General features: G+C 67.7%; 22 protein-coding genes. 12 read left to right on the top strand and 10 right to left on the bottom strand.

Going from position 1 to position 25,801, the window contains the following annotated elements; translation table 11 throughout:
* The first annotated feature begins 30 nt into the window (after positions 1 to 30).
* From ACUZUJ_RS01505 to ACUZUJ_RS01485, 5 genes are all read left to right on the top strand, one after another.
* Entirely contained in the window at positions 31 to 1,140 is a 1,110-nt protein-coding gene (locus ACUZUJ_RS01505; RefSeq protein WP_049444574.1) for an AI-2E family transporter, read from the top strand.
* A gap of 31 nt (positions 1,141 to 1,171) precedes the next feature.
* Entirely contained in the window at positions 1,172 to 1,891 is a 720-nt protein-coding gene (locus tag ACUZUJ_RS01500) for an HAD family hydrolase (protein WP_014035679.1), read from the top strand.
* Between the two features lie 3 nt (positions 1,892 to 1,894).
* Complete coding sequence (locus ACUZUJ_RS01495) at positions 1,895 to 3,262, top strand: leucyl aminopeptidase family protein (RefSeq protein WP_119007289.1); 1,368 nt, start codon at positions 1,895 to 1,897, stop codon at positions 3,260 to 3,262.
* Positions 3,263 to 3,397: 135 nt separating this feature from the next.
* Positions 3,398 to 4,501, top strand: a complete 1,104-nt coding sequence (locus ACUZUJ_RS01490; RefSeq protein WP_049444571.1) for a catalase family peroxidase — start codon at positions 3,398 to 3,400, stop codon at positions 4,499 to 4,501.
* Positions 4,498 to 5,034 (top strand): cytochrome b, encoded by a 537-nt coding sequence (locus ACUZUJ_RS01485; RefSeq protein ID WP_049444569.1) that lies wholly within the window; start codon positions 4,498 to 4,500, stop codon positions 5,032 to 5,034. Before ACUZUJ_RS01490 ends, ACUZUJ_RS01485 begins: the two co-directional genes overlap by 4 nt.
* Before the next feature lie 711 nt (positions 5,035 to 5,745).
* Here ACUZUJ_RS01485 and ACUZUJ_RS01480 read toward each other — a convergent pair.
* The 4 genes from ACUZUJ_RS01480 to ACUZUJ_RS01465 are packed head-to-tail and all read right to left on the bottom strand — an operon-like array spanning position 5,746 to position 9,235.
* The gene (locus ACUZUJ_RS01480; protein ID WP_014035676.1) at positions 5,746 to 6,348 is read right to left on the bottom strand and encodes a response regulator transcription factor; all 603 of its coding nucleotides are present in this window, start codon (positions 6,346 to 6,348) and stop codon (positions 5,746 to 5,748) included.
* A complete protein-coding gene (locus tag ACUZUJ_RS01475; protein ID WP_049444565.1) occupies positions 6,345 to 7,559 on the bottom strand; it encodes a sensor histidine kinase in 1,215 nt (404 codons plus the stop codon). Before ACUZUJ_RS01475 ends, ACUZUJ_RS01480 begins: the two co-directional genes overlap by 4 nt.
* A gap of 6 nt (positions 7,560 to 7,565) precedes the next feature.
* Complete coding sequence (locus tag ACUZUJ_RS01470; protein ID WP_101764772.1) at positions 7,566 to 8,342, bottom strand: ABC transporter permease; 777 nt, start codon at positions 8,340 to 8,342, stop codon at positions 7,566 to 7,568.
* Positions 8,339 to 9,235: an ABC transporter ATP-binding protein gene (locus tag ACUZUJ_RS01465; RefSeq protein WP_049444561.1), complete on the bottom strand. Its 897-nt coding sequence runs from the start codon at positions 9,233 to 9,235 to the stop codon at positions 8,339 to 8,341. Before ACUZUJ_RS01465 ends, ACUZUJ_RS01470 begins: the two co-directional genes overlap by 4 nt.
* A gap of 202 nt (positions 9,236 to 9,437) precedes the next feature.
* Here ACUZUJ_RS01465 and ACUZUJ_RS01460 point away from each other — a divergent pair, with 202 nt between their 5' ends.
* The 5 genes from ACUZUJ_RS01460 (at position 9,438) to ACUZUJ_RS01440 (ending at position 17,190) form a co-directional block, all read left to right on the top strand.
* Positions 9,438 to 10,685 carry an efflux RND transporter periplasmic adaptor subunit gene (locus tag ACUZUJ_RS01460; RefSeq protein ID WP_049444560.1) on the top strand — a complete coding sequence of 416 codons (1,248 nt, stop codon included), beginning with the start codon at positions 9,438 to 9,440 and terminating at the stop codon, positions 10,683 to 10,685.
* 102 nt (positions 10,686 to 10,787) lie between these two features.
* Entirely contained in the window at positions 10,788 to 11,477 is a 690-nt protein-coding gene (locus ACUZUJ_RS01455) for an ABC transporter ATP-binding protein (protein WP_004137569.1), read from the top strand.
* Positions 11,478 to 11,491: 14 nt separating this feature from the next.
* Positions 11,492 to 12,649 carry an ABC transporter permease gene (locus ACUZUJ_RS01450; protein ID WP_014035671.1) on the top strand — a complete coding sequence of 386 codons (1,158 nt, stop codon included), beginning with the start codon at positions 11,492 to 11,494 and terminating at the stop codon, positions 12,647 to 12,649.
* Positions 12,650 to 12,662: 13 nt separating this feature from the next.
* Positions 12,663 to 13,985, top strand: a complete 1,323-nt coding sequence (locus ACUZUJ_RS01445; protein ID WP_049444557.1) for an ABC transporter permease — start codon at positions 12,663 to 12,665, stop codon at positions 13,983 to 13,985.
* A gap of 379 nt (positions 13,986 to 14,364) precedes the next feature.
* Positions 14,365 to 17,190: a TonB-dependent receptor gene (locus ACUZUJ_RS01440; protein WP_049444555.1), complete on the top strand. Its 2,826-nt coding sequence runs from the start codon at positions 14,365 to 14,367 to the stop codon at positions 17,188 to 17,190.
* A gap of 158 nt (positions 17,191 to 17,348) precedes the next feature.
* Here the strand turns inward: ACUZUJ_RS01440 and rarD are convergent, their stop codons facing one another.
* Complete coding sequence (gene rarD, locus ACUZUJ_RS01435) at positions 17,349 to 18,248, bottom strand: EamA family transporter RarD (protein WP_014035667.1); 900 nt, start codon at positions 18,246 to 18,248, stop codon at positions 17,349 to 17,351.
* Positions 18,245 to 19,150, bottom strand: a complete 906-nt coding sequence (gene yedA / locus ACUZUJ_RS01430) for a drug/metabolite exporter YedA (protein ID WP_049444553.1) — start codon at positions 19,148 to 19,150, stop codon at positions 18,245 to 18,247. The genes rarD and yedA overlap by 4 nt, the downstream gene beginning before the upstream one ends.
* A gap of 223 nt (positions 19,151 to 19,373) precedes the next feature.
* Here yedA and ACUZUJ_RS01425 point away from each other — a divergent pair, with 223 nt between their 5' ends.
* The gene (locus tag ACUZUJ_RS01425) at positions 19,374 to 20,708 is read left to right on the top strand and encodes an MFS transporter (protein WP_010486964.1); all 1,335 of its coding nucleotides are present in this window, start codon (positions 19,374 to 19,376) and stop codon (positions 20,706 to 20,708) included.
* A gap of 10 nt (positions 20,709 to 20,718) precedes the next feature.
* On the top strand, positions 20,719 to 21,075 hold the full coding sequence (locus tag ACUZUJ_RS01420; protein ID WP_235434893.1) for a hypothetical protein: 357 nt from the start codon (positions 20,719 to 20,721) through the stop codon (positions 21,073 to 21,075).
* A 113-nt stretch (positions 21,076 to 21,188) separates the two neighbouring features.
* Here ACUZUJ_RS01420 and ACUZUJ_RS01415 read toward each other — a convergent pair whose 3' ends face one another.
* The 4 genes from ACUZUJ_RS01415 to ACUZUJ_RS01400 all read right to left on the bottom strand — a co-directional run bounded on the left by ACUZUJ_RS01415 (position 21,189) and on the right by ACUZUJ_RS01400 (position 25,754).
* A complete protein-coding gene (locus ACUZUJ_RS01415; protein ID WP_049444551.1) occupies positions 21,189 to 22,841 on the bottom strand; it encodes a M28 family metallopeptidase in 1,653 nt (550 codons plus the stop codon).
* A gap of 105 nt (positions 22,842 to 22,946) precedes the next feature.
* Positions 22,947 to 23,879, bottom strand: coding sequence for an MBL fold metallo-hydrolase (locus ACUZUJ_RS01410; protein WP_049444549.1), 933 nt, complete (start codon positions 23,877 to 23,879; stop codon positions 22,947 to 22,949).
* Between the two features lie 156 nt (positions 23,880 to 24,035).
* Complete coding sequence (locus ACUZUJ_RS01405) at positions 24,036 to 24,338, bottom strand: hypothetical protein (RefSeq protein WP_101764767.1); 303 nt, start codon at positions 24,336 to 24,338, stop codon at positions 24,036 to 24,038.
* Positions 24,339 to 24,461: 123 nt separating this feature from the next.
* The gene (locus ACUZUJ_RS01400) at positions 24,462 to 25,754 is read right to left on the bottom strand and encodes a tryptophan--tRNA ligase (protein ID WP_049447200.1); all 1,293 of its coding nucleotides are present in this window, start codon (positions 25,752 to 25,754) and stop codon (positions 24,462 to 24,464) included.
* Positions 25,755 to 25,801 lie beyond the last annotated feature (47 nt).

The following is a 25,801-nucleotide window of genomic DNA, read 5'->3' as shown; positions in this document are numbered from 1 at the left end:
AATGCGCTCCCCTTCCCGGTTGGTGCGTCGATGAGCGAGTCCCTCCTGTCCCCGTCACCGGCCGATCCGCAGGATGCGGAAGCGCCGCTGCCGCCCCCCTCGCGCCCGCGCGGGCCGATGTCGCTGGTGGTGCTGGCAACCCTGGCGGTGGGCTACACGCTGTGGGCCGCGCAGGACATCATCCTGCCGGTGCTGCTGGCGATGTTCTTCGCACTGGTCGGCAACCCGATCCTGCGCCTGCTGCAGAAGCTGTGGATTCCGCGCGCACTGGGCGCCCTGCTGATCCTCGGTGCGGGCCTGGGCGTGACCGGTTCGCTGGCGGTGCAGTTGATCGGCCCGGCGATGGAATGGGCGCAGGAAGCACCGCAGCAGCTGCGCAAAGTGGCCCGTCAGGTGCAGGACCTGACCAAGCCGGTGCAGCAGGCCAACCAGGCCGCGGAAAACTTCGCCCGCGTGGCCGGCGGTGACAGCAACCACAAGGTGCAGGTGATCCGCACCCAGCTGGACGATCCGTACCGCATGCTGACCCGTGCGCCGCGCCTGGCCGCGTCGGTGCTGGCGGTGGTGCTGCTGACCCTGTTCTTCATGATCTACGGGCAGAGCCTGCAGCGCGCAGCGATCGCGCTGTTCCCGAACCGCCAGCAGCAGCGTTTCACCACCGACATCCTGCGTTCGATCGAGCGGGAGGTCTCGCGCTATGTGCTGACCATCAGCGTCATCAACACCCTGGTCGGGCTGGTGTTCGCCGGCGTGCTGATGCTGTTCGGCATCGGCCTGCAGGAAGCCTTGCTGTGGGGCACCGTGGCTGCACTGCTGAATTTCGCCCCGTACGTGGGCCCACTGATCGGCGTGGCATTGATGCTGTTGATGGGCTTCGTGGAATTCCGCGACCCGCTGCAGGCCCTGCTGCCGGCCGCTGCCTACCTGGCCCTGCACACCCTGGAAGGGCAGATGGTGACCCCGATCGTGCTGGGCCGGCGGATGAAGCTGTCGCCGCTGGTGCTGATCCTGGCGCTGATGGTGTTCGGCTGGGCCTGGGGCATGATCGGCCTGCTGCTGGCGGTGCCGCTGCTGGTCTGCATCAAGCTGGTGCTGGCACGGCTGGACGGCATGCAGGGCTGGGCACGCCTGCTGGAATGAAAGCCCGCGCGGGCAGGCGTAGAATGGCGGGGTGAATTTTCCCGTCCAAGCCATCACTCTCGACCTTGACGACACGCTGTGGCCGTTCGCTCCGATCGGCGCCCGCATCGACCTGGTCCTGCACGCGTGGATGCGTGAACACAGCCCCGCCACCGCCGAGATGTATCCGGTGGCGGCCATGCGCGAACTGCGCGAGCGCCTGTACCACGCCCATCCGCACCTCCACCACGACCTGAGCGCGCTGCGCCGGCTGACCCTGCACGAAGCCCTGCACGGCAGCGGCGCCAGTCTCGATCTGCTGGAACCGGCGTATGAAGTGTTTTACGCCGCACGCAACCAGGTCGAGTGCTACCCCGATGCGATCGATGCGTTGGCGCGGATTGCCGCGCGGGTGCCGGTGGCAGCGCTGAGCAACGGCAATGCCGATCTGGAGCGGATCGGCCTGGCCCATCATTTCGCCTTCCAGCTGGGCGCGCGCGAGCACGGCGCAGCCAAGCCCGAGGCAAGCATCTTCCACGCCGCCTGCACCCGCCTGGGTGTGGCGCCGGCACAGGTACTGCATGTCGGCGACCATGCCGAGATGGACGTGGCCGGGGCGATCGCCGCCGGCCTGCGCGGGTGCTGGATCAACCGCGAAGCAGCCACCTGGACCCATCCGCACCTGCAGCCGGACCTGCAGTTCGACACCCTCACCGGCCTGGCCGACTGGTTGGATGCCAACCTCGACGCCGCCGCACCCCGGAGTACCTGACGCATGAGCGAGATCACTGGCTTCACCACCGACACCGCCGCAGCGCTGCCGCTGTACGTGCTGGACCGCGAGCAGTTCGCGGCCTGGAAGGACGGCCAGCCGGCCGCCACCCAGGCCTGGCTGGCGTCGCAGGGCTTCACCGCCGGCGCGCACAGCGTGGCCCTGCTGCCCGGCAGCGATGGCCTGGCCGGTGCGGTGATGGGTGTGGGTGATCGTGGTGATGCCTACAGCTATGCGCATGCCCCGCACGCCCTGCCGGAAGGCAGCGTGTGGCAGCTGGCCAGCGAACTGCCGGCCGCCGAACTGGCCCTGCTGCAGCTGGGCTGGGGCCTGGGCAGCTACCGCTTCGACCGTTACCGCAAGCGCAACCGTGCACCGGCGCAGCTGGTGGCGGCACCGTCCGGCGAGGTTGCAGACCTGATCGCCGCCAGCCTGCGCGTGCGTGACTGGGTCAACACGCCGACCGAAGACATGGGCCCGCAGCAGCTGGAAGACGCCGCACGCGCCCTGGCCGATGCGCATGGCGCGCAGGTCGAAGCGATCACCGGCGATGAGCTGCTGAAGCAGAACTTCCCGGCCATCCACGCCGTGGGTCGCGCATCGCACCGCGCACCGCGCCTGGTGGTGCTGCGCTGGGGCAAGGACACCGATCCGGCGCTGGTGCTGGTCGGCAAGGGCGTGTGCTTCGATACCGGCGGCCTGGACATCAAGCCCGCCGACGGCATGCGCAACATGAAGAAGGACATGGGCGGCGCCGCGCATGCACTGGCGCTGGCCGGCTTGGTGATGGCACGCGGGCTGCCGGTGCGCCTGACCCTGCTGGTGCCGGCGGTGGAAAACGCGATCGGTCCGGATGCCTTCCGCCCGGGCGAAGTGATCGCCACCCGGAAGGGCCTGAGCGTGGAGATCGACAACACCGATGCCGAAGGCCGCGTGATCCTGTGCGATGCGCTGACCTTCGCCGGTGAGCAGAAGCCGGACCTGGTGCTGGACTTCGCCACCCTCACCGGTGCCGCACGCATCGCACTGGGCCCGGATCTGCCGGCGCTCTTCAGCAATGACGACAGCGTGGCCCAGCAGTGGCTGCAGGCCGGCGACGCGACCCGCGACCCGGTCTGGCGCATGCCACTGTGGCGCCCCTACCTGCGTTACCTCAGCAGCGGCATCGCCGACCTGGCCAACGCCGGTTCGCGCATGGCCGGCTCGGTGACCGCCGCGCTGTACCTGGAGCGTTTCCTGGAAGAAGGCCAGCGCTGGGCGCACCTGGACGTGTACGCCTGGAACGACGGCGAACGCCCGGGCCGTCCGGCCGGTGGCGAAGCGCTGGCGCTGCGTTCGGCATGGGCGATGCTGAAGGCGCGTTACAGCTGATCGGGTGGGTGCCGACCTTGGTCGGCACGCCGTCCCCGGCAAACTTGACGAAAAATTGAATACCGGGCCTGGAAGGGTTCTGCGAGGATGTGTGGGTCGACCACCCACACGCTCCGTGAAGGCAGGACTCCGACCATGTCGCTCTTCCGCTACACCCGTGCCGGCCAGACGGCGGGCGCACCGCGCAGGCATTCGCCGCTGCCCTGGATCGCACTGATCGCGCTTATTCTGGGCGCCGTCGCACTGGCCTTTGCCTGGCTGGCCGGCTGGATTGGCGACCGCCTCACCGCGCAGCGCTTCACCGACACCATCGAGGCCACCGGCCCGGCCCATCCCGGGTTCCGTCGTGCGCACAGCAAGGGCATCTGCGTAAGCGGTTGGTTCGAACCCAGTGCGCAGGCCCCTACTCTGTCCAGCGCCCGCGTGTTCTCGCAGTCACGCGTACCGGTGATGGGCCGCCTGTCGATCGGCGGCGGTGACCCCTACGGCGCCGACAACACCGCACGCGTGCGCAGCCTCGCGGTGCAGATGGTCAGCGATGACGGCCAGGAATGGCGCATGGCGATGAACAGCTTCCCGTTCTTCGCCGTGCCCAACGCCGAGGCGTTCTACGAGCAGACGCGCGCCTCCATCCCGGACCCGGCCACCGGCAAGCCCGACCCGCAGAAGATGGCCGCGGTGCTGGCCAAGTACCCCAGTGCACAGGCCTTCCAGCAGTGGGCCAAGACCGCGCCGTGGACCAGCAGCTGGGCCGACACCACCTTCAACAGCGTCAACAGCTTCTGGTTCACCAACGCGCAGGGCCAGAAGCGCGCGGTACGCTGGCGCTGGCAACCGCAGGCGCCGGTGGTCGAGATGGATGCGGAAACGCGCAAGCAGGCCAGCATCGATTTCCTCAGCCAGGAACTGCAGCAGCGCCTGGCCAGCGGCCCGGTGCGCTGGAACCTGGTCGTGACCACCGCCGAGCCCGGCGATGCCATCGATGATCCGTCGGTACCGTGGCCCGAGTCGCGTGATCAGGTGGTGGCCGGCGTGCTCAGCCTGGACCGCATGCAGTCGCAGGAACAGGGCGCGTGCGGGCAGATCAATTTCGATCCGCTGATCCTGCCCAGTGGCGTGCGTGGCAGTGACGATCCGATCCTGGCGGCCCGCTCCGCCGTGTACTCGCAGTCCTTCAACCGCCGCGAACGCGAGCGCGCCACCGGCAACGTCGAGCAACCGAAGGAGGCCGCACGATGAGCACCGGCAACGGCCACTTCAACCTGCTCGCGCGCGTGCTGCACTGGTTCATGGCGCTGATGATCATCGCCATGCTGTTCATCGGCGTGACCATGGTCGCCTCGCTGCACCTGCGGCCGATGCTGATCGACCTGCACCGCCCGTTGGGCATCGCCATCGGCGTACTGGTGCTGTTGCGCCTGTACAACCGGCTGCGCCATCGCCCGCCGCCGCTGCCGGCGGATCTTCCGGTGTGGCAGGTGATGGCCGCCAAGGCTTCGCACTGGATGCTGTATGCACTGATGCTGGCAATGCCGCTGATCGGCTGGGCGATGCTGTCGGCCGGCGGTTATCCGATCGTGCTGTGGGGCGGCCAGCACCTGCCGCCGATCGTGCCGCATACCCCGGCGCTGTACGCCGCGTTGCGTAATGCGCACAGCCTGCTGGCCTATGTATTGTTCGCCACGGTGCTGATGCATGTGGGTGCGGCGCTGTTCCACCTGTGGGTGCGGCGTGATGGGGTGTTCCAGGCGATGGCGCGCGGGAAGGATTGAGCGGGTTCCACCTGCGCCCACGCATGGATAGCGCCGGGCCATGCCCGGCGGATCATTTCCGCGCCTGCGGAGAGGTGTCACTTTCTTTGCTCGTGCACCGCGCTGCAGGAGCAGCGTGGAACGGCGCAGCCGGCCCGTAGGGTGGCGCACATGGATGTGCGCCATCAAGAAAGTAACCAAAGAAACGCTCCGCCGGCCGCGAGCCGGCGCGCTTCGCACGCCGGTGCCCTGCGCTCCTCGGTCCGTCGAGGGACGGTGCGGGAACTCGCTGCGCTCAGACACCCGCACCTCTTCGCCCTCGCCGGACCTGCGGTGCTCGGCTCGCTTGAAGGCGGACTGGAAAATCAAGATCAACGGCAACGGCAACGGCAACGGCATCCACGCATGGCGTGGATCTACTGGGTGCAGCTGTGGCATTTGACCTTGGGTCCGCCTTGAGCGAGCCGAGCATCGCAGGGGAATCAGGGGCGAAGAGGCGCCGGTGTTTGAGCGCAGCGAGTTCGGCGCCGTCCCCTGATTCACCGAGAAGCACAGGGCACCGGTGCGCAGCACCGGCTCGCGACCTGGCGGCGTGTTTCTTTGGTTACTTTCTTGATGGCGCACATCCATGTGCGCCACCCTACGGGCCGGCTGCGCCGTTCCACGCTGCTCCTGCAGCGCGGTGCACGAGCAAAGAAAGTGACACCTCTCCGCAGGCGCGGAAATGATCCGCTACAACCACCCCTTCTGCCGCGCCAACCGGTACGCCTCGATGCGATTGGCCACGCCCAGCTTGCCGATGCACTCGGACAGGTAATTGCGCACCGTGCCGTGCGACAGCCCCAGCTGCTCCGCGATCTCGCTGGCGGTGCGGCCCTCGCCCGCAAGCCGCAGCACGCGGCGCTCACGGTCGGTCAGCGGGTCGGCCTGCGACCACGCATCCAGTGCCAGTTGCGGGTCGATCGCGCGGATGCCCTGTTTCACCTTGCGCAGGGCGTCGGCCAGGTTCTCGGCCGGTGCATCCTTCAGCAGGTAGCCCAGCACGCCCGCCTCCAGCGCGCGGCGCAGGAAGCCGGCACGGGCGAAGGTGGTCACGATCACCACCTTGATCGGCAGTTCCTGGCGGGCGATGCGCTGCGCCAGTTCCAGACCGGACAAGCCGGGCATCTCGATGTCGGTGACCAGGATGTCCGGTTGCAGCTGCTGCAGCATCCGCCACGCGGTTTCGCCATCAGCGGCGCTGCCCAGCACCTCGATATCCGGCTCCAGGCCCAGCAGCGCCGACAGTGCGCCGCGCACCATGGCCTGGTCTTCGGCCAGCAGGATGCGGATCATGCGGCACCGTCCTGCGCCAACGACGTGGACGACAGCGGCGTGGTCGCGGCCATCAACGGCACGCGCACCGTCAGCACGGTGCCCGCCCCGCGCGGCGACTGCAGCGTCAGCTGGCCACCCAGTGCTGCGGCCCGCTCACGCATGCCGCACAGTCCATTGCCCTCGGCCTGCACGCCGCCACGGCCGTCATCGCGTATCTGCATCGCCAACTGTCGTTCCTCAAGCATGAAATCCACCTGTACCCGGGTCGCCTGCGCATGGCGCACGATGTTGGTTGCCGCCTCACGCAGCACCAGCGCCAGGCCACGTTCCACGTCCACCGGCATGGCAGGTGGCGTCGTGTACTGCAGATGTACCTGCTGGCATTCCAGCAGCAGGCGTGCCGATGCCAGCTCGCCCGCCAGGTCGCTGGCGCGGATGCCGGTCACCGCACTGCGCACCTGTGCCAGCGCTTCGCGGGCGATGTCCTCGGCCTCGCCGATCTCCTGCCGGGCGCGCGCATCACCGCGGTCGTGCAGCTTGCGCGCCAGTTCCAGCTTCAACGTGATCAGCGACAGGGTATGGCCCAGCAGGTCGTGCAGGTCGCGGCCGATACGCTCGCGCTCGGCGGTGGTCGCCAGCCGCCGTACCTCATCCTGGGACAGCTGCAGTGCGACGTCGCGCTGCTGGCTCAGGGCCTCCACGTTCACCACCAGCCCGACGATGAACGAGACCGCCGGCATCCACACCATGGCCTGCCACGGATAACCGAAGTACAGCGCGGTGCCGCAGAACAGAAGGTTCAGCCCGGTGAGCTGCAGCAGGTACTGCCACCAGCCGCCGCGGCTGCTCATGCGGATCATCACGCAGCCGAACACGAAATAGCTCAGTCCCGAGGGATACCACGGCAGCAGTACCAGGGCCATCACGATCATGCCCAGCGCATAGCGCCATGCATGGTGCCGTGGCGCCAGCATCACCTTGGCGTAGAACAGCAGGAACAGCGGATAGCTGACCAGGGTCAGCAACAGCCAGCGCAGGGTGAAGCCGTTCCCCAGCACCGGGGTGAGGAAGATCCATACCGACCACAGCAGGTGGATCGCACTGCTCCAGGGCGATTTGCCACGTCGCAGCAGCTCGGCCACCGCCGAATCCGGCGCGGGGCGCAGCAGGGAGGCAAGCCAGCTCGGCGGCATGGGAGGATCCAGGCGGGGACGATCGCTGCCGATCATGCCAGTTCAGCCGATCCGGCGCAGGCGGCGCCGTGCCAACAGCAGCGCCACCACCGTGACCGCCAGCAGCACCAGCAGGTGGCCGGCGAGACTGCCGATGGATGGCAGCCCGACCACCGGCAACGCCAGCTGTGCCAGATGCCAGGTCGGCCACAGCGGTGCCATCGTCGAGAACACCGTGGGCAACGCCGACAGCGGCAGCCACAGGCCCGACAGCAGGGCCAGCGGCAGGTAGACCAGGTTGACCATCGCTGGCGCCGCACTGGCACTGACATGGCTGCCGATCAGCAGGCCGATCGCCCCCAGCGGCAGCGCCGCCAGTCCGGCCACCGCCAGCAGCTGCAGCACCTGCAGCGCGTGCAGCTGGACGCCACCGAACACGCGCGCCACGCCGATCAACAACGACGCCACCAGTAGCGCGAACATCATCGCCATGGCCAGCCGCGCCAGCAGCGGTGCCGCCGTTGGCATCGGCAGCGCGCGCTTGAGGGTCAGCAGGCCGCCTTCGCGGTCCAGCGCCAGCTGCACGCCGAAGCCGAACAGGGCCGGGGCCATCGCACCGAACACGCAGTAGGTGGCCAGCAGGTACAGCGGTGCGTGACCGCGCCCCAGCAGCACGCCGAACAGCAGGTAGAACAACACCGGAAACAGCAGCGAGGGCACCGCGAACGCTGGCGTGCGCCAGGCGCGGCGCAGTTCGGACACCAGTTCGGCACGGTAGGGGCGCAGTACCTGCCGCCACACAGGCAGCGGTTGCCCGGCGGAGCGGATCAGGGTGTTCATGCGGCCTCCCGGGTCATGTCGAGGAAGGCGTCGGCCAGCGCCGCGCCCTGTACTTCCAGTTCGCGCAGCTGCGCATCGGCGGCCAGCAGGCGGGCCACCACCGGCTCGGCCGGGCTCGCCAGCAGCTGCAGGTGTTCGCCGTCGCGCTGCACCTCCTGCACGCCCGGCCACTGCTGCACGTCCTCAATGGGCAACCCGCTGCGGCAACGAATCCGACGCGGCCGATCGGCCAGGCGCAGCTCGCTCAGCGGGGCATCGGCCAATACCCGGCCCTGCTCCAGCACCACCACCTGCTGTGCCAGCGCTTCAGCTTCTTCCAGATAGTGGGTGGTCAGCAGCACGCCGCAGCCTTCGGCCACCAGCTGCCGGATCGCCTGCCACATCGCCTGCCGCGCCTGGATGTCCAGGCCGGTGGTGGGCTCGTCCAGGAACAGCACGCGCGGGCGGCCGCACAGCGCGATGGCGAACTGCACCGCGCGCTGCTGCCCCCCGGACAGCTGGCCGTAGCGACGGCGCGCCAGTGCCTGCAGGCCAGCGCGCTGCAGCACCTCCTGCAGCGGCATCGGGTCGGGGTAGCAGGCGCTGGCCTGCGCCACCAGTTCGTCCACCTGCAGCATCGGTGGCAGGCTGGTGCTCTGCAGCATCACGCCCAGGCCGATACGGCTGGCGCGCTGCTGCGGGTCACCGCCGAGCAGCTCGACCTGGCCGGCATCGGCGCGACGCAGGCCCAACAGCACGCTGATCGCGGTACTCTTGCCGGCACCGTTGCGGCCCAGCAATGCCAGCACCTGGCCAGCGCGGACCTGCAGGTCGATGCCCTGCAGGGCGGTATGGTCGCGGTAGCGCACCTGGACCTGCTGCAGGCGGGCCAGCGACGGGGCGATCGGATCCATGGGCGGTACCGGTAGCGGGGACGTTGCCATCCTGTGCCGCCGTGGTCACGTTTCGCAGTTGCCGCCGTCAGTGTCATCGGGTGACAGCTGTCACTGCCGTCATCGCTGTGCCTGCCTTCATGCTGTGCCGCACGCTCCACCGCCGGAACCGCCGCCGTCCGCTCTTCCGGCCACACCCGCCCGAACGCCTGTGATGGAACGAATGAACGCTTCTGCCGAGCTGTTGAAGGAACTCCGTATCGACCGCAAGTCGCCCCCGCCGGCCTCCGGAGGCAATGGTGGTGGCCGCCGCTGGTTGTGGATCGCGATCATCGTGGTCGTGCTGCTGATCGCCGCGGCCGTGGCCTTCCTGTTCGGTCGCGCACCGGCCGTGGAGGTGGAAACCGCCCCCGCCGTGGCCATCCAGCAGGGCAGCGCCAGCAGCTCGGTGCTCGACGCCAGCGGCTATGTGGTGGCCCGTCGCATGGCCACGGTGTCGGCCAAGATCACCGGCAAGGTGCGTGAAGTGATGATCGAGGAAGGCATGCGGGTCGAGGCCGGCCAGGTGATGGCCACGCTGGACCCGATCGATGCGGACGCGCAGCGCAGCCTGTACGCCTCGCAGCTGCAGGCTGCACGCAGCCAGGTCGCCGGGCTGGAGGCCCAGCAGAAGCAGGCCGCCGCCGAAGCCAGCCGCCTGCAGGCGCTGGTCGGCCAGCAGCTGGTGTCGCGCTCGCAGTACGACCAAGCCGTGGCCCAGCGTGACAGCCTGCGCGCGCAGCTGGATACCGCGCAGCGCAACGTCAAGGTGGCACACGACCAGCTGTCCATCGCCGACCTCGGCGTGGACAACAACATCGTGCGCGCACCGTTCTCCGGCGTGGTCACCGCCAAGGCGGCGCAACCGGGCGAAATCGTTTCGCCGCTGTCGGCCGGTGGCGGCTTCACCCGTACCGGCATCGGCACCATCGTCGACATGGACTCGCTGGAGATCGAAGTCGAGGTCGGCGAGGCTTTCATCGGCCGCGTGCAGCCGAAGATGCCGGTGGAAGCCACGCTCAACGCCTACCCGGAATGGAAGATTCCCGGCGAGGTGATCGCCATCATCCCCACCGCCGACCGCGGCAAGGCCACGGTGAAGGTGCGCGTGGCGCTGAAGGTGAAAGACCCGCGCATCGTGCCGGAGATGGGCGTGCGCGTCAGCTTCCTGGAGCAGGCGCAGCCGCAGGCGGCCGCCAAGCCGCAGGGCGTGCGCGTGCCGGCGGGCGCCGTGGTGCAGCGCGAGGGCGCCTCGGTGGCCTTCGTGCTGGGTGACGAGAGCCGCGTGCAGCAGCGCTCGGTCGAGGCCGGCCAGGCGATGGGCAAGGACCGCCAGATCCTCAAGGGCGTGAGCGCAGGTGAATCGGTGGTGGTGAACCCGCCGGATACGCTGCGCGATGGCGCCAAGGTGCAACAGAAACAAGCGCAGTAACGGCCTGGCGCCCACGGGCGCCGCCGGCAGCACCGCTCGACGCACGCCTGCGGCCCCCGCCGTGGCGCTTCCCCGTTTCCCGCCTTCCGTGGAGAACCACCCATGTCGACCCTGGTTTCACTGCGCAACATCACCAAGACCTACCAGCGTGGCCCCGAGAAAGTGCAGGTGCTGCACGGCATCGACCTGGACATCGCCAGCGGCGACTTCGTCGCGCTGATGGGCCCGTCCGGCTCGGGCAAGACCACCCTGCTCAACCTGATCGGTGGCCTGGACAACCCCAGCGGCGGCGAGATTAGCATCGAAGGCGAGCGCATCGACCAGATGAGCGGCGGCCAGCTGTCGACCTGGCGCAGCCACCACGTCGGCTTCGTGTTCCAGTTCTACAACCTGATGCCGATGCTGACCGCACAGAAGAACGTGGAGCTGCCGCTGCTGCTGACCCACCTCAATGCCGCGCAGCGCCGCCGCAACGCGGAGATCGCGCTGACCCTGGTCGGCCTGGCCGACCGCCGCAGCCACCGCCCGAATGAACTGTCCGGCGGCCAGCAGCAGCGCGTGGCGATCGCGCGGGCGATCGTCTCCGACCCGACCTTCCTGATCTGCGACGAACCCACCGGCGACCTCGACCGCCAGTCCGCCGAAGAGATCCTCGGCCTGCTGCAGCAGCTCAACCGCGAGCACGGCAAGACCATCATCATGGTCACCCATGACCCGAAGGCCGCCGAGTACGCCACGCACACGGTGCACCTGGACAAGGGCGAGCTGGCCGACGCGCCGCTGGCCCACTGACGGAGGCCACGGCGATGAAATACTTCTCGTTGGTGTGGGCGCAGCTATTCCGCAGCCGAACCCGCACGTTGTTGACCCTGCTCTCCGTGGTCGCGGCGTTCCTGCTGTTCGGCATGCTCGATTCGGTGCGCGTGGCATTCACCTCCGGCGGCAGCGTGGAAGGTGCCAACCGGCTGGTCGTGGCTTCGCGGCTGTCGATCACCCAGTCGCTGCCGATCCGCCTGGAAGCCCAGGTGCGGCAGGTGGCCGGCGTGCGCGACGTGGCCTATGGCATGTGGTTCGGCGGCATCTACCAGGACCCGAAGAACTTCTTCCCGAACTTCTCGGTGTCACCCAACTACTTCGATGTCTACCGCGAGCTGCAGATCGACCCGGCACAGCTGGAAGACTGGAAGCAGACCCGCACCGGCGCCATCGTCGGCGAAACCCTGGCCAAGCAGTTCGGCTGGAAGATCGGCGACACCATCCCGCTGCAGGCAACGATCTTCCCGCGTGGCGGCAGCAACGACTGGCCGCTGGTGCTCAAGGGCATCTACCGCTCCAAGGACCGTGCATTGGCCGCCAACGAAGAACGCCAATTGATGATGAACTGGAAGTACTTCGATGAATCCAACGACTACATCAAGAACCAGGTGAGCTGGTACACGGTGACGCTGGACAACCCGGACCACTCCTCGCGGGTGGCGCAGGCGATCGACGCGATTTCGGCCAACTCGGACCACGAAACCAAGACCCAGACCGAGTCGGCGTTCCAGCAGGCCTTCGTCAAGCAGTTCGCGGATATCGGCATGATCGTCACCTCGATCATGGGCGCGGTGTTCTTCACCCTGCTGCTGTTGACCGGCAACACCATGGCGCAGGCCGTGCGCGAGCGCGTGCCGGAGCTGGCCACGTTGAAGACGCTGGGCTTCAAGGACAGCACCGTGCTGACCCTGGTGATGGTGGAGTCGGTGCTGCTGATCGGCCTGGGTGGCCTGATCGGCATGGGCCTGGCCGCCCTGATCCTGCCGGCCATCGGCCCGAAGAGCATGGGCATGCTGCCGCCGCACGTGCCGACGCCGACCTGGCTGATGGGGCTGGGCCTGATCGTGGTGATCGGCATCATCGTCGGCCTGTTGCCGGCGCTGCGTGCCAAGCGCCTGAAGATCGTCGACGCACTGGCCGGCCGCTGAGGAGAACACAGACATGTTCAAGAGCAAACTCAAGAAGTGGCTGGGCAACGGCGTGACGGTGCTGCTGCTGGTGATCGGCCTGGTGCTGTGGATCAGCCTGCCGTGGATCGGCGTGCTGGCCGTGGCCGTGCTGGTGGCACTGTGGCTGCTGCTGACCCGCGGTGGGCGACTGGCGCTGGCCGCCACCCGCATCGGCGTGGCCAGCCTCCCGCAGCGCTGGGGCGCCTCCTCGGTGATCGTGGTCGGCATCGCCGGCGTGGTCGGCGTGCTGGTGGCGATGCTGGCGATGGGCGAAGGCTTCCAGGCCACGCTCAACAACACCGGCGATGACACCACTGCCATCGTGCTGCGCGGTGGCTCGCAGGCCGAGACCAACTCGGTGATCACCCGCGAGCAGGTACCGATGCTGTCCACCCTGCCCGGCATCAGCCGCGATGCGCAAGGCCGGCCGCTGCTCTCGCCGGAGCTGTCGCAGGTGGTCAACCTGGTGTCGAAGTCCGATGGCACCGACGTCAATGCGCAGTTCCGCGGCGTGGGCCCGCAGGCGTGGGCGGTGCATGACAAGGTCAAGATCGTCGAGGGCCGCAAGTTCGCCACCGGCCTGCGCGAGATCGTGGTCGGCCAGGGCGCCAAGGGCCAGTTCCGCGATATGGAGGTCGGCAAGACGCTGACCCTGGGCAACCAGACCTGGACCGTGGTGGGAGTGTTCGCCACCGGCGACGCGCATGATTCGGAACTGTGGACCGACGCCGATACGCTGGCCACCACCTACCAGCGCAGTGCCTGGCAGTCGATCAGCGTGCGCACCGATGGCAAGGCCGGCTTCGAGCAGTTCAAGACGGCCGTCGCTGCCGACCCGCGCCTGAAACTGGACGTGGAAACCACCCGCGTGTACTACAGCAAGCAGGGCGGCGGCCTCACCAAGCTGATCGACATCCTCGGCAAGGTGATCGGCACGATCATGGCGGTGGGTGCGGTGTTCGGCGCCCTCAACACCATGTATGCAGCGGTGGCCACGCGTGCGCGTGAGATCGCCACCATGCGTGCGATCGGCTTCCGCGGCCTGCCGGTGGTGACGGCGGTGATGCTGGAGACGATGCTGCTGGCCCTGCTCGGCGGCCTGCTCGGTTGCGCAGTGGCGTGGCTGCTGTTCAATGGCTACAGCGTGTCCACCATCGGCAGCAATTTCAGCGCGGTGGTGTTCAAGTTCCACGTATCGCCGGAACTGCTGTGGACCGGCTTGAAATGGGCATTGGGCATCGGCCTGGTCGGCGGCCTGTTCCCGGCGCTGCGCGCGGCACGTTTGCCGATCACCACAGCGCTGCGCGAAACCTGAGCATCACGCAGCGACAGACTGCGCATCACGCAGGGGGACGGAGCGAAAGCTCCGTCCCTTTTTCGTTGGCGGGGTCAGATCCCGGTGCAGTAGATCCACGCCATGCGTGGATGGATGCATGCGTACATGCGCTGCTACAGATTGCAGGAATTCCGCCGCTATCGATGCCTCTGCCCATCGCAAACGCAGCGCACGTGACGCTGCGCACAGCGCATCTGTGGATTGTTGGTTGCGATTCATTTTCGCGCACATCGCACAGCGCGGAGACAAACAGTTACGAATGGAAACATTCTAGAATCGCGCCCCCCACGTTGGTTTGCAGCACCCCACGCGCCCATAGAACGGGCGCTTGTTTTTACTGAAACACGAGATTTCACGGATGTCCCTGAAAACCAATCCGCTGCGCAACGCGATCGTCATCGCGCTGGCCGCCAGCTGCACCACCCCCGCCTTCGCACAGAGCGCCGGCGATACTCCGACCAACCTCGACCGCATCGAAATCACCGGCTCCCGCATCCGCCAGGCCAGTGTCGAAACCGCACAGCCGGTGGTCGCGCTCAACCGCGCCGAGATCGAGAAGAAGGGCTACGTCAACGTCGCCGACATCCTGCAGGACATTCCTGCCGCCGGTGCGCCGAGCATGAGCCGCGCGTCTTCGCTGACCTCTTCGCGCGATTTCGGCGGCATGTACGTCAGCCTGCGCAACCTGGGTCCGGAACGCAGCCTGGTGCTGATCGACGGCCGTCGCATGGGTGTCAGCGCCGGCGGTTACTCCGACCTGGCCTCGATCCCGTCGTCCATCGTCGAGCGCGTGGAAGTGCTGACCGACGGCGCCTCCGCGCTGTACGGCTCCGATGCCATCGCCGGTGTGGTCAACATCATCACCCGCAAGAATTTCGATGGTGGCGAAGCCAGCGTCTATGTCGGCCAGTACGGCCAGGGTGACGGCCAGAAGCGCGCCTACAGCGCGACCTTCGGCAAGACCTTCGAGCGTGGCTGGTTCAGCGTGGGCGCCGAGCGCACCAAGGAAGACGAGGTGCTGGGCAAGGACCGCGAGTTCAGCCGTTACACCAATGGCCCGCGCCACCCCAACGATGGCCTCAACGGCAACACCCCGTGGGGCTACGTCACCGTCGGTGGCAAGAACCTGACCGTGGGCCCGGGCGGCGACCCGAGCAAGGCCGGCAACTTCCATGCGCCGGATCCGGCCGATGGTGCCAACACCAAGTCGAACATGAGCCTGCTGACCGGCCTGGAGCGCACCTCGGTGTTCGCCAACGGTGGCTTCTCGATCACCGACAACCTGCGCATCGTCGCCGACGCGCTGTACAGCAAGCGCGAGTCGACCAAGCACCTGGCCGGCTACCCGTACTCGGTCAGCGCCGCACAGGCCCGCAATGGCAGCCGTGCCGCCCTGTCCAAGGACAGCGCGTTCAACCTGTGGGGCCAGGATGCGCTGTTCGCGCACCGCACCGAAGAACTGCCGCGGGGCACCGAGAACAACCTGGAAACCAAGCGCGCCAGCATCGGCCTGGAAGGCAGCTTCGAAACCGGTTCGCGGTACTGGGACTGGAACGTCAACTACATGTACAACCGCAACGAAGGCGAGCGCATCGGTACCGGCAGCATGTACCAGCCGCACGTCAATCTGGCCGTCGGCCCGTCCTTCATGGACGGCAACGTGGCTCGTTGCGGTGCGCCGGGCGCGGTGATCGCCGGCTGCGTGCCGTGGAACCCGGCCGCCCCGATGGGTTACACCGGCCCGGGCTCGCTGAGCAACCAGGATGTGCAGGACTACCTGTTCACCCGCTTCGTCGACAAGATGCAGAGCACCACCAAGGTCGCCAGCGGCAACATCTCCGGCTCGCTGTTCACCCTGCCGGCCGGCGACATCCTGGCCGCGATGGGCTTCGAGCACCGCAGCGAGGAAGCCAGCTACACGCCGGACATGATGGTGCAGAAGGGCGAGATCGCCGGCACCGGCGGCCAGCCGACCCGCGGCAACTACTCGCTCAACGAGGTCTACCTGGAACTGCAGGTGCCGCTGCTGGCCGACCTGCCGTTCGCCCGCGAACTGTCGCTGGACGTGGCCGGTCGCTACTCGGACTACAACAACTTCGGTTCGACCACCAACAGCAAGTTCGGCCTGAAGTGGAAGCCGATCGACAGCCTGCTGGTGCGCGCCACCTACGGCACCGGCTTCCGTGCGCCGACCGTGGATGACCTGTACGGCGGCACCGTCAGCAGCCGCGACTCGTTCACCGACCCGTGCGATACCTCCTTCGGTACCGCCGCCACCAGCCCGACCGTTGCTGCCCGTTGCCAGGCGCTGAAGGTGCCGGCCAACTTCCGCCAGCTCAACAGCGATGGCAGCGTGGCCACCAAGCCCGGCCAGCAGGCCACCACCGATTTCAGCTCGGGTTCCAACCCGAACCTGAAGCCGGAAACCGCCAAGACCTGGACCGTGGGCCTGGTCTACAGCCCGGACTTCGTGCAGGGCCTGGACGTCAGCCTGGACTGGTGGAAGATCCGCATCGACAACGCCATCGTCGGTGAGTCGGCCACCAACATCCTGGAACAGTGCTACGTGCAGGGTTCGGATGCCGCCTGCGGCCGCTTCACCCGTGGCAGCAACGGCCAGGTCAACGCGCTGGACCGCTCGCTGGTCAATGCGGGCTACCGCGAAACCGCCGGCTATGACATCAACGTGCGCTACCGCCTGCCGGACACCGCGTTCGGCAAGTTCGCCGTCAACTGGAACACCACCTACACCGACTACCTGGAGCAGCGCAACGACAGCGCCGCCACCACCCCGGTGGAACAGCGTACCGGTTGGGCGGGTGACTTCCGCGTGCGCTCCACCTTCAACCTGGATTGGCAGTACGGCGACCTCGGCATCGGCTGGACCGCGCGCTACTACTCCAGCATGAAGGAGAAGTGCTCGTACATGGACGAGTGCAACATGCCGGGCTTCAACTCGTCGTACACCAGCGCATCGCCGACCAACAAGGTGGGCTCCAACACCTTCCACGACCTGCAGGTGCGTTACAGCCTGCCGTGGGATGGCACCGTGTCGCTGGGCGTGAACAACGTGTTCAACCACCAGGGTCCGATCATGTACAGCCAGCCGAACAGCAGCTTCACCTACTACGGTGGCTTCGACATCGGCCGCTTCATGTACATGAAGTACCAGCAGCGCTTCTAAGCCTGCAACCGCGTTCCCGCCACGGCCATCCCTCTCTCCTGGCCGTGGATGGAAGCAGAACGGCGCCCCTCGGGGCGCCGTTCTTTTTTCGGGAAGCGGGGTCGGATCCCTTCGCCCCGCGAAGGGCCCTGACCCCATTCCATGCGACCCCCTCCCGGTCAGCGCCTCGCGGCGCGCATCGTGCGGATGTTGTCGCCGACGAACAGCACCAGGCCGGCCCAGATCGCGGCAAAGCCGATCGCCTTGGCGGTATCGAACGCTTCGTGGAAGAAGAACACGCCCAGCAGCAGCTGCAGGCTCGGCGCGATGTACTGCAGGATTCCGACCAGCGACAGCGGAATGCGCTTCACGCCGTAGGCGAAGCCGATCAGCGGCACTGCGGTCACTGCGCCGCCGAAGATCAGCAGCAGGTCATTGCGCCAGCCCCAGCCATGGAAGAACGCACCGCCATGGCCGTTCTCGGCCCAGATCGCGAAGGCCAGCGCCGGCAGGAACAGGTACATGCTTTCCACGCCCAGGCCGGCCACCGGGTCGACCGAAACCAGCTTGCGCAGCAGGCCATACAGGCCGAACGAGCAGGCCAGGCCCAGCGCGATCCATGGCGGTGTGCCGGCGTCGATGGTCAGCCAGGCCACGCCCACCGCCGCCATCGCCACCGCCACCCATTGCAGCCGGCGCAGGCGTTCCTTCAGCACCAGCACGCCCAGCAGCACGTTCACCAGCGGGTTGATGAAGTAGCCCAGGCTGGTCTCGATGACATGGCCGGCGTTGACCGCCCAGATGTACAGGCCCCAGTTGAAGGCGATGGTCAGGCTCGACACCAGCAGGATCGGCAGCGCGCGCGGCTGCGCGGCGATCTTCTGCCACCAGCCCAGGCGCGAGCTGATCAGCAGCCAGCCCAGCACCAGCACGGTGCTCCAGATGATGCGGTGGGCGATGATCTGGAACGAAGGCACCTCGTTGAGCAGATGCCAGTACACCGGCACCAGGCCCCAGATCACGAAGGTGGACGCGGTGACCAGCAGGCCCCGGCGTTGTTCTTTCTCGTCCATGCTCATTTCTTTCTCGTCCTTGCCATCGTCAGCACCACCACACCCAGAAGAATCACCGCCATCGCCAGCAGGTCGCGCCAGCCGAAGCGTTCACCGTTGAGCAGTGCGCCCAGCAGCACCGCGATCACCGGATTGACGTACGCATAGCTGCCGGCCAGCGCCGGGCGCACGTTCTGCAGCAGCCACACGTAGGCGGTGAACGCGACGATGGAGCCGAACACGCACAGGTAGGCCATCGCCAGCAGGCCGCCGGTGTCCGGCAGCGTGGTCGGGCGCTCGCCGAGCGCCAGGCCGATCAGCACCAGCAGCACGCCGCCGCAGATCATCTGCCCGGCCGCGGTCATGAACGGGCCCGGCAGGTCCAGCCCGCGTGCCCACACCGAACCGAACGCCCAGCCGATCGGCGCGATCAGCAGCAGCACCAGCCCGGTCGGCGAGGCGGTCAGGCTGCTGCCGGCGTTGAGCCAGACCACGCCCAGGAAGCCGATGGCGATGCCCAGCCACTCACCGCGGCTGGCATGCTGCCCGCGCAGTGCCGAGAACAGCGCCATCCACAGCGGCACCGAGGCCACCGCCGTAGCGGCCAGCCCCGAAGACACCTCGCGCTCGGCCAGCACCACCATGCCGTTGCCCAGCACCAGCATGGTCACGCCCATGATGACCAGGTTGCGCCATTGCCGCAGGGTTGGGTTCGGCAGCTTCCAGAACAGGCGCAGCGCAAGGAACATCAGGCCGCCGGCAATGATGAAGCGGCTGCCGGAGACCATCGTCAGCGGCAGTGCGCCGCCGTGCAGGGCCTTGGCGATGCCCAGGTAGGTCGAACCCCAGACCACGTAGACCAGCAGCAGTGCCAGCGCGACAAGGCCACCCCGGGGGGCAGCCGCAGACGAAGAGGGGGGAGCCGACATGACACACCAGGGAGCCGGGGGAAGGCGGATTCTAGGACGTTTTGAGTATGGTCCGGGACCCCAGACGGTGGCACGCTGTCATCCATCCATGCACCCTGCTCTGGTCTGCTACCCCGTGTTGACGGTCGATGCAGTACCAAGAGGGCTGCCCGGCCGCGCCGCCCCAAGGCCGGGCGCCGTTTTCCCTGCGCACGGACGCGCCGCATCGAGGATTCCCACCCAGATGAGCACCACGTCCCAACCCGCCGTACCCGCGAACGACCGCGCCGCCCTGCGCCGGTCGATCTCCAACACCCTCAAAGGCTCCGCCGGCAACCTGGTGGAGTGGTATGACGTCTACGTGTACTCGGTGTTCGCCGTGTACTTCGAATCGCAGTTCTTCTCGCCCGACGACAAGAACTCCACGATGTACGTGTGGGCGATCTTCGCGGCGACCTTCCTGATGCGCCCGATCGGCGCCTGGTTCTTCGGCCGCTTCGCCGACCGCCATGGCCGCCGCCTGGCACTGACCGTGTCGGTCACGCTGATGGCGCTGTGTTCGTTCCTGATCGCCATCACCCCCACCGCCGCCAGCATCGGCATCTGGGCCGCCGTCATCCTGCTGTTCGCACGCCTGCTGCAGGGCTTCGCCACCGGTGGCGAATATGGTGCCAGCGCGACCTACATGTCCGAAGCCGCCATTCCCGGCCGCCGCGGCTTCCTGTCGTCCTTCCACTACGTCACCCTGGTCGGCGGCCATGTGCTGGCCCAGCTGACCCTGCTGCTGATGCTGACCTTCTGGGGCAAGCCGGAAATCTCCGAGTGGGGCTGGCGCATCGCCTTCGGCATCGGCGGCATCGCCGCGGTGGTGGTGTTCTGGCTGCGCCGGGGCATGGACGAATCGCTGTCGGAGTCGTCGATCGAGGCCGCGCGCGAAGGCAAGGCACAGAAGTCCGGCTCGATGTACGAACTGTTCGTGCACCAGTGGCGGCCGCTGCTGCTGTGCTTCCTGATCACCGCGGGCGGCACCGTGGCCTTCTACACCTACTCGGTGAACGGCCCGAAGATGATCCAGAGCGCCTTCGCCGGCAACGACCCGATGACCGGCACCCTGATCAACCTGGGCGTGCTGGCCTTCCTGATGGTGCTGCAGCCGGTCGGTGGCTGGCTGTCGGACATCATCGGCCGCAAGACCCTGCTGGTGTTCTTCGGCGTCGGCGGCGTGCTGTACAGCTGGTACCTGATCACCCAACTGCCGCACCAGCATGACGCCACCCTGGCCTTCCTGACCCTGGCCATGGCGTTCGTCATCCTCACCGGTTACACCTCCATCAACGCGGTGGTGAAGGCCGAGCTGTTCCCCACCCACGTGCGTGCACTGGGCGTGGGCCTGGGCTATGCGCTGGCCAACTCGCTGTTCGGCGGCACCGCCCCGCTGCTGTACCAGGGCGCGCTGAAGACCGGCCACGTCGACTGGTTCGCCATCTACGTGACCGCGACGATCGCGGTATCGTTGGTGGTCTATGTGTTCTTCCTCACCAACAAGGGCCCGAACTGGCTCGACGGCACCCGCAAGTAAGCGCGTTGCCATGATCGCGGCCACCGGTGCACTGCCGGTGGCCGCAGCGTCCCCCGCCACGCCATTGATGTGGATCGCGGCGACGCTGGCCGCAGCCACGGCACTGGCCTGGCTGCTGCGCCGCCCCAGCGCGCAGGCCGCGTGGCCGCGCATCGGGTTCGGGGTTGCCCTGCTGGTGTTCTGCGCCGCGCTGGTGCTGCAACTGGCGGTGGACCTGGGCAGCGGCCACAGCTCGCTGCATCTGCGCCTGCATCGCGGCATCAATGCGGGGCCGCCGGTTGGACTGCGTACGATGGTGGCGTGCTATCTGGCAGCGCTCGCCGCCAGTGGCTGGGGCGCCTGGAAGCTGCTGCGCCAGCGACGGTAGTGCCGGCCGCTGGCCGGCAACTCCACCTTCTTTCGGTAGTGCCGGCCGCTGGCCGGCAACCTCATGAACCTTCGGAAAGAGCTGGGCGTTGCCGGCCAGCGGCCGGCACGACCTCAACGACGGGCCGCTTCGCTCTTGTCACGCGCGCCGCGGAACTCCGATTCCTTTTCCCACGTCGGCCAACGGCGGCTGTTGGCCAGCTCGGCGCCCAGGTCGTAGACCAGCAGGGTGTCGGCGGCGTGGCCACTCGGGTCCCAGCTCGGCGTCCACGCATCGCAGGCCTGGTGGTAGCAGTCAGCGAAGTACTTCTCGCGCAGCGCGCGGCCGGCTTCAACCCCACCGTCCAGCTTGTCCAGGCCCGGGCCGATGGTGATCGCCGGCACGCCCAGGCGGGCGAAGGCGAAATGGTCGGCGCGGTAGAAGAAGCCAGCTTCCAGGTTCGGGTCCGGGCTGTAGCTGCGGCCACGGGCCTTGGCCACGCGTTCCAGGTCGCCTTCCAGCGAGACCCGGCCCTTGCCCCACGACGCGATGTCGCAGGTCGGGCCATCCGGGCTGAACATCTCGATGTTCAGCACCGCGGCGGTCTTGTCCAACGGCGCCAGCGGGTGCGCGGCGTAGTAGCTGGCACCCAGCAGGCCCTTCTCTTCGGCGGTCAGCGCCACGAAGTACAGCGTGCGCTGCGGCTGCGGACCGGCGGCGAACACCCGGCCCAGTTCCAGCACCGTGGCCACGCCGGTGGCGTTGTCGATCGCGCCGCGGCGGATGCGGTCACCCTTGGCGTCGGGCTGGCCGATACCGAACGCATCCCAGTGCGCGGAGAAGATCACCGCCTCGTCGCCATGCTCGCCACCGGGCAGCTTGGCCACCACGTTGCGGGTCACCACCTGCTCGCGCTTCAGTGCGAAGTCCACGCTCAGCTTCGCGTTGTCCAGTGCCACCGGGCGGAAGTCGGCGCGCATCGCCTTGCGCTTTTCCGCATCGAAGTCGAGGCCGGCGTCGGCGAAGATCGCCTCGGCCAGCTCGCGCTGCATCCAGCCACGCAGCGGCGTGTGCTGCGCCATCGCCTCGGCCTGGCCGCGCTCGATGTCGAACAGCGGCGAAGTACCCGAGCTCTTCACCGTGGCCCAGCCATAGGCGGCCGGCGCGGTCTCGTGCACGATCAGCACGCCTTCGGCGCCACGGCGTGCGGCTTCCTCGAACTTGTAGGTCCAGCGGCCGTAGTAGGTCACCGCCTTGCCGTCGAACGCGCCCGGTGCATCGGCTTCGAAATCGGCATCGTTGATCAGTACCACGGCGATCTTGCCGTGCAGATCCACGTCCTTGTAGTCGTTCCAGTGGCGTTCCGGCGCGTCGATGCCGTAGCCGACGAACACCAGCGGCGCGTCCTTGATCTGCACGCGCTTGCGCGGCTGCAGGCTCTGCAGGGTCACGTCCACGCCATTGGCCAGCGCACGCTTGCCCTGCTTCAGCGACAGGCTGGCCTTGGCCGCGCCGTCCAGCTGCGCGCGCACCAGCGGCACCGGCTGCACCCAGCTGCCGTCCACGCCGCCCGGCTGCAGGCCATAGCTGCGGAACTGCTCAATCAGGTACTGCACCGTGCGCTCTTCGCCCTCGGTGGCCGGCGCGCGGCCCTCGAATTCATCCGACGCCAGCACGCGCACATGGCGCGACAGTGCCTGCGGATCGATGCCGCCGCCCGGCAGGTCGTTGGCCGCATGGGCCAGGCCACCGACGAACAGGCAGGACGACAGCAGCAACACGCGCATCGGATTCACGGCAGTACCACGGCTAGCTTGGAAGTCACCAGAGTGTAACGTGGTCGTGACATCACGGCGCGGCCTGGGCCTGCGTCATCCGCGCATGGCGTGGATCTACCTGCTGATGCGGTCCAGCCAGCAGGCCAGGCCCTGTGCGTTGAGCTCGATGTCCATCGCCAGCACGGCGGTCACTGCCGCCTCGTCCAGCGCACAACCATGCAGCTGTGCACGTTCCAGGTACAGCGCCTGCAGTGCGGCCAACAGACAACGGTGGCGGTCCGGACGGCCATCGCACTGGCGGCCGATGGCGGCCATCGCATCGATCTGCTCGAACAGGTCCCCTGCCAGTTTTTCCACCTGCTCCACGCGCCCATAGTGGGTCAGGTACATCGCCTGCGGCGCGTAGCCCAGCATCCGCCGGATCGAGGCCTTCATCGCCTCCGGGTCGAACTGCACCGGCGAGGAGGTCGGGAAGATGAAAGCGCCCTGCGCGCTGTCCAGCTCGCGGTAGGAGATGCCGAACGTATCGCCGGTGAACCAGGCGCCGCTGCGCGCATCCCACACGCAATAGTGGTGCAGCGCATGACCCGGCGTGTGCAGCAGCACCAGCTCGCGGCCGGCCAGATCGATGCGGTGGCCGTCTTCGGCCACCACTACGCGCTGTTCGGGAATCGGTTCGATGCGGCCATAGCTACGCGTGATCTCTTCGGCGCCATACACCGCCGTCGCACCGGCGATCAGCCGGGTCGGGTCGATCATGTGCGGCGCACCGCGCGGGTGCAGCACCGCCTTCGCATTCGGCAGCTGCTGCATCAGCAGGCCTGCGCCGCCGGCGTGGTCCAGGTGCACGTGGGTGAGCAGCAGCCAGTCCACCGCTTCCACGCCCAGGCCGGCGTCTGCCAGCGCCTGCAGCATCGCCGGCACCGACAGCCCGGTGCCGCAGTCGACGAAGGCCGCGCGGCCGTTCTCAACGATCAGATAGGCCGCGTCGAAATCGGGACGCTGGAAGCCGGTATCGATGGTGTGGATGCTGGGGTCGGCGGTCATCGGCACGCACCTGGCAGGATCGGGAACAGACCCCCATGGTAGGCGCGCAGGCGGCCCGGATTCGATGCGGCTTTGGTCGGGTAGTGCCGGCCGCTGGCCGGCAACCTCGGGATAGCCGGGAGAAAGCATGTGCCGGCCAGCGGCCGGCACTACCGATCAGCCGGAGCGCAATGCGAACCGCGGCCGCAGCAGCAACGCCAGGACCAGCACCGCCAGGAACGCGCCATAGGCATACAGCACCGCCAGCACCTGCGGCCAGATCGGGCCGGCGCCGGGCTGCACCACGCCGATGCGGTAGCCCCACAGCATCGACACGATGCTCAGCGCAAACGCCAGTAGCAGGGTGGTGCCATCGAACAGGCGCCGCCGCGCGGTGCGCGGCTGGCGCGGGAACAGCCAGTACAGGCTGCCCAGCAGCAGGAACCAGGGCAGGAACAGCAGCAGCGACAACCAGGCCATCGCAGACTCCATGTCATCGCGCCGGAGGCGCGCGGACATCATGCCATGGGCGCTGTGCCGCGGTCGTGTCGGCCGCTGGCCGGCGTTTCCTATGCAAATGCCGGCCAGCGGCCGGCACTACCTTTACTCGGCGCGCAGCACGGCCAGGGCGGCCAGCACCACGTCCGCCTCGGCCTCCAGCTTGAACAGCTCGCTCTGCAGCTGGTCGCCCTGCTCGGCCTGCTTGATCACCGCGATCAACTGGCCGGCGTCACGCGGCGAATCGAAGCCTTCGCTCTGGATCAGCAGCGTGCCGTCACCGGCGGTCAGCTTGAAGTAGAAACGGCCGTCCTTCTCGCGATACTGCTTGAACAGCGGCGGTGCCACGCGGGCCACACCGGCGTCCTCGCTGGCGATGTCGCCCGCAGTGGACAGGTCACGCAGGCCCACCGCATGGCGCAGCTCGTCCAGCAGCGGGGCCGCCAGCTGCTCGCGCAGCTGCTGGCCACGGCGCTTGAGCAGCGCTTCAATCTTTTCCGGCTCGGCCATCAGCGCGTTGTAGCGCTCGCGCAGCGGCGACAGCTCGCTGTCGATGCGCTCGAACAGCTGCTGCTTGGCATCGCCCCAGCTGATGCCAGCGGCGAACGCCTTGGCGAACTCCGCCGTCTGTTCCGGCGTGGCGAACGCCTGGTACATCTGGAACAGTGCCGAGCCTTCGGTGTCCTTCGGCTCGCCCGGTGCGCGCGAGTCGGTCAGGATCGAGAACACCAGCTTCTTCAGCTCCTCGCGCGGCACGAACAGCGGAATGGTGTTGTGGTAGCTCTTGCTCATCTTGCGGCCATCCAGGCCCGCCAGCGTCGCCACCTGCTCGTCGATCACCACGTCCGGCAGGGGGAAGTACTCCTTGCCGTACACGTGGTTGAAGCGCTGGGCGAAATCGCGCGCCATCTCGATGTGCTGGATCTGGTCACGGCCGACCGGTACCTGGTTGGCCTTGAAGATCAGGATGTCGGCGGCCATCAGCACCGGGTACATGAACAGGCCGGCGCTGACGCCTGCATCCTCGTCCACGCCTTCCTCGCGGTTCTTGTCCACCGCCGCCTTGTAGGCATGCGCGCGGTTGAGGATGCCCTTGCTGGCGATGGCGGTCAGGAACCACATCAGCTCGGTGGTCTCGCGGATGTCGCTCTGGCGGTAGAACCACACGTGTTCCGGGTCCAGGCCGCAGGCCAGCCAGCTGGCCGCGATCTCCAGGGTCGCGCGCTGGGTGCGCTGCGGGTCCTGCGACTTGATCAGGCTGTGCAGGTCGGCCAGGAAGAAGAAGCTCTCGATCCCCGGCGCGCGGCTGGCCGCGATGGCCGGACGGATGGCGCCAACGTAGTTGCCCAGGTGGGGCGTGCCGGAGGGGGTGATGCCGGTAAGGACTCGGGTCGTCATGACTGCGTGGGGTAACCTTCGATGAACGGGGCCAGTTTACCTTGCAC

The organism is Stenotrophomonas sp. S4 (genome assembly GCF_054187805.2).
The sequence above is the reverse complement of the archived record's forward strand: the minus strand, read 5'-3'. Positions and strand labels throughout refer to the sequence as shown.

Bases quoted from the DNA above. Each gene is read 5' to 3' on its own strand.
- yedA (WP_049444553.1), bottom strand. From the start codon at position 19,150: ATGTCGGCTCCCCCCTCTTCGTCTGCGGCTGCCCCCCGGGGTGGCCTT.
- ACUZUJ_RS01450 (WP_014035671.1), top strand. From the start codon at position 11,492: ATGAAATACTTCTCGTTGGTGTGGGCGCAGCTATTCCGCAGCCGAACC.
- ACUZUJ_RS01420 (WP_235434893.1), top strand. From the start codon at position 20,719: ATGATCGCGGCCACCGGTGCACTGCCGGTGGCCGCAGCGTCCCCCGCC.
- ACUZUJ_RS01405 (WP_101764767.1), bottom strand. From the start codon at position 24,338: ATGGCCTGGTTGTCGCTGCTGCTGTTCCTGCCCTGGTTCCTGCTGCTG.
- ACUZUJ_RS01490 (WP_049444571.1), top strand. From the start codon at position 3,398: ATGTCGCTCTTCCGCTACACCCGTGCCGGCCAGACGGCGGGCGCACCG.
- ACUZUJ_RS01485 (WP_049444569.1), top strand. From the start codon at position 4,498: ATGAGCACCGGCAACGGCCACTTCAACCTGCTCGCGCGCGTGCTGCAC.
- ACUZUJ_RS01480 (WP_014035676.1), bottom strand. From the start codon at position 6,348: ATGATCCGCATCCTGCTGGCCGAAGACCAGGCCATGGTGCGCGGCGCA.
- ACUZUJ_RS01505 (WP_049444574.1), top strand. From the start codon at position 31: ATGAGCGAGTCCCTCCTGTCCCCGTCACCGGCCGATCCGCAGGATGCG.
- ACUZUJ_RS01465 (WP_049444561.1), bottom strand. From the start codon at position 9,235: ATGGATCCGATCGCCCCGTCGCTGGCCCGCCTGCAGCAGGTCCAGGTG.
- rarD (WP_014035667.1), bottom strand. From the start codon at position 18,248: ATGAGCATGGACGAGAAAGAACAACGCCGGGGCCTGCTGGTCACCGCG.
- ACUZUJ_RS01460 (WP_049444560.1), top strand. From the start codon at position 9,438: ATGAACGCTTCTGCCGAGCTGTTGAAGGAACTCCGTATCGACCGCAAG.
- ACUZUJ_RS01470 (WP_101764772.1), bottom strand. From the start codon at position 8,342: ATGAACACCCTGATCCGCTCCGCCGGGCAACCGCTGCCTGTGTGGCGG.
- ACUZUJ_RS01425 (WP_010486964.1), top strand. From the start codon at position 19,374: ATGAGCACCACGTCCCAACCCGCCGTACCCGCGAACGACCGCGCCGCC.
- ACUZUJ_RS01455 (WP_004137569.1), top strand. From the start codon at position 10,788: ATGTCGACCCTGGTTTCACTGCGCAACATCACCAAGACCTACCAGCGT.
- ACUZUJ_RS01410 (WP_049444549.1), bottom strand. From the start codon at position 23,879: ATGACCGCCGACCCCAGCATCCACACCATCGATACCGGCTTCCAGCGT.
- ACUZUJ_RS01445 (WP_049444557.1), top strand. From the start codon at position 12,663: ATGTTCAAGAGCAAACTCAAGAAGTGGCTGGGCAACGGCGTGACGGTG.
- ACUZUJ_RS01440 (WP_049444555.1), top strand. From the start codon at position 14,365: ATGTCCCTGAAAACCAATCCGCTGCGCAACGCGATCGTCATCGCGCTG.
- ACUZUJ_RS01400 (WP_049447200.1), bottom strand. From the start codon at position 25,754: ATGACGACCCGAGTCCTTACCGGCATCACCCCCTCCGGCACGCCCCAC.
- ACUZUJ_RS01495 (WP_119007289.1), top strand. From the start codon at position 1,895: ATGAGCGAGATCACTGGCTTCACCACCGACACCGCCGCAGCGCTGCCG.
- ACUZUJ_RS01475 (WP_049444565.1), bottom strand. From the start codon at position 7,559: ATGATCGGCAGCGATCGTCCCCGCCTGGATCCTCCCATGCCGCCGAGC.
- ACUZUJ_RS01415 (WP_049444551.1), bottom strand. From the start codon at position 22,841: ATGCGCGTGTTGCTGCTGTCGTCCTGCCTGTTCGTCGGTGGCCTGGCC.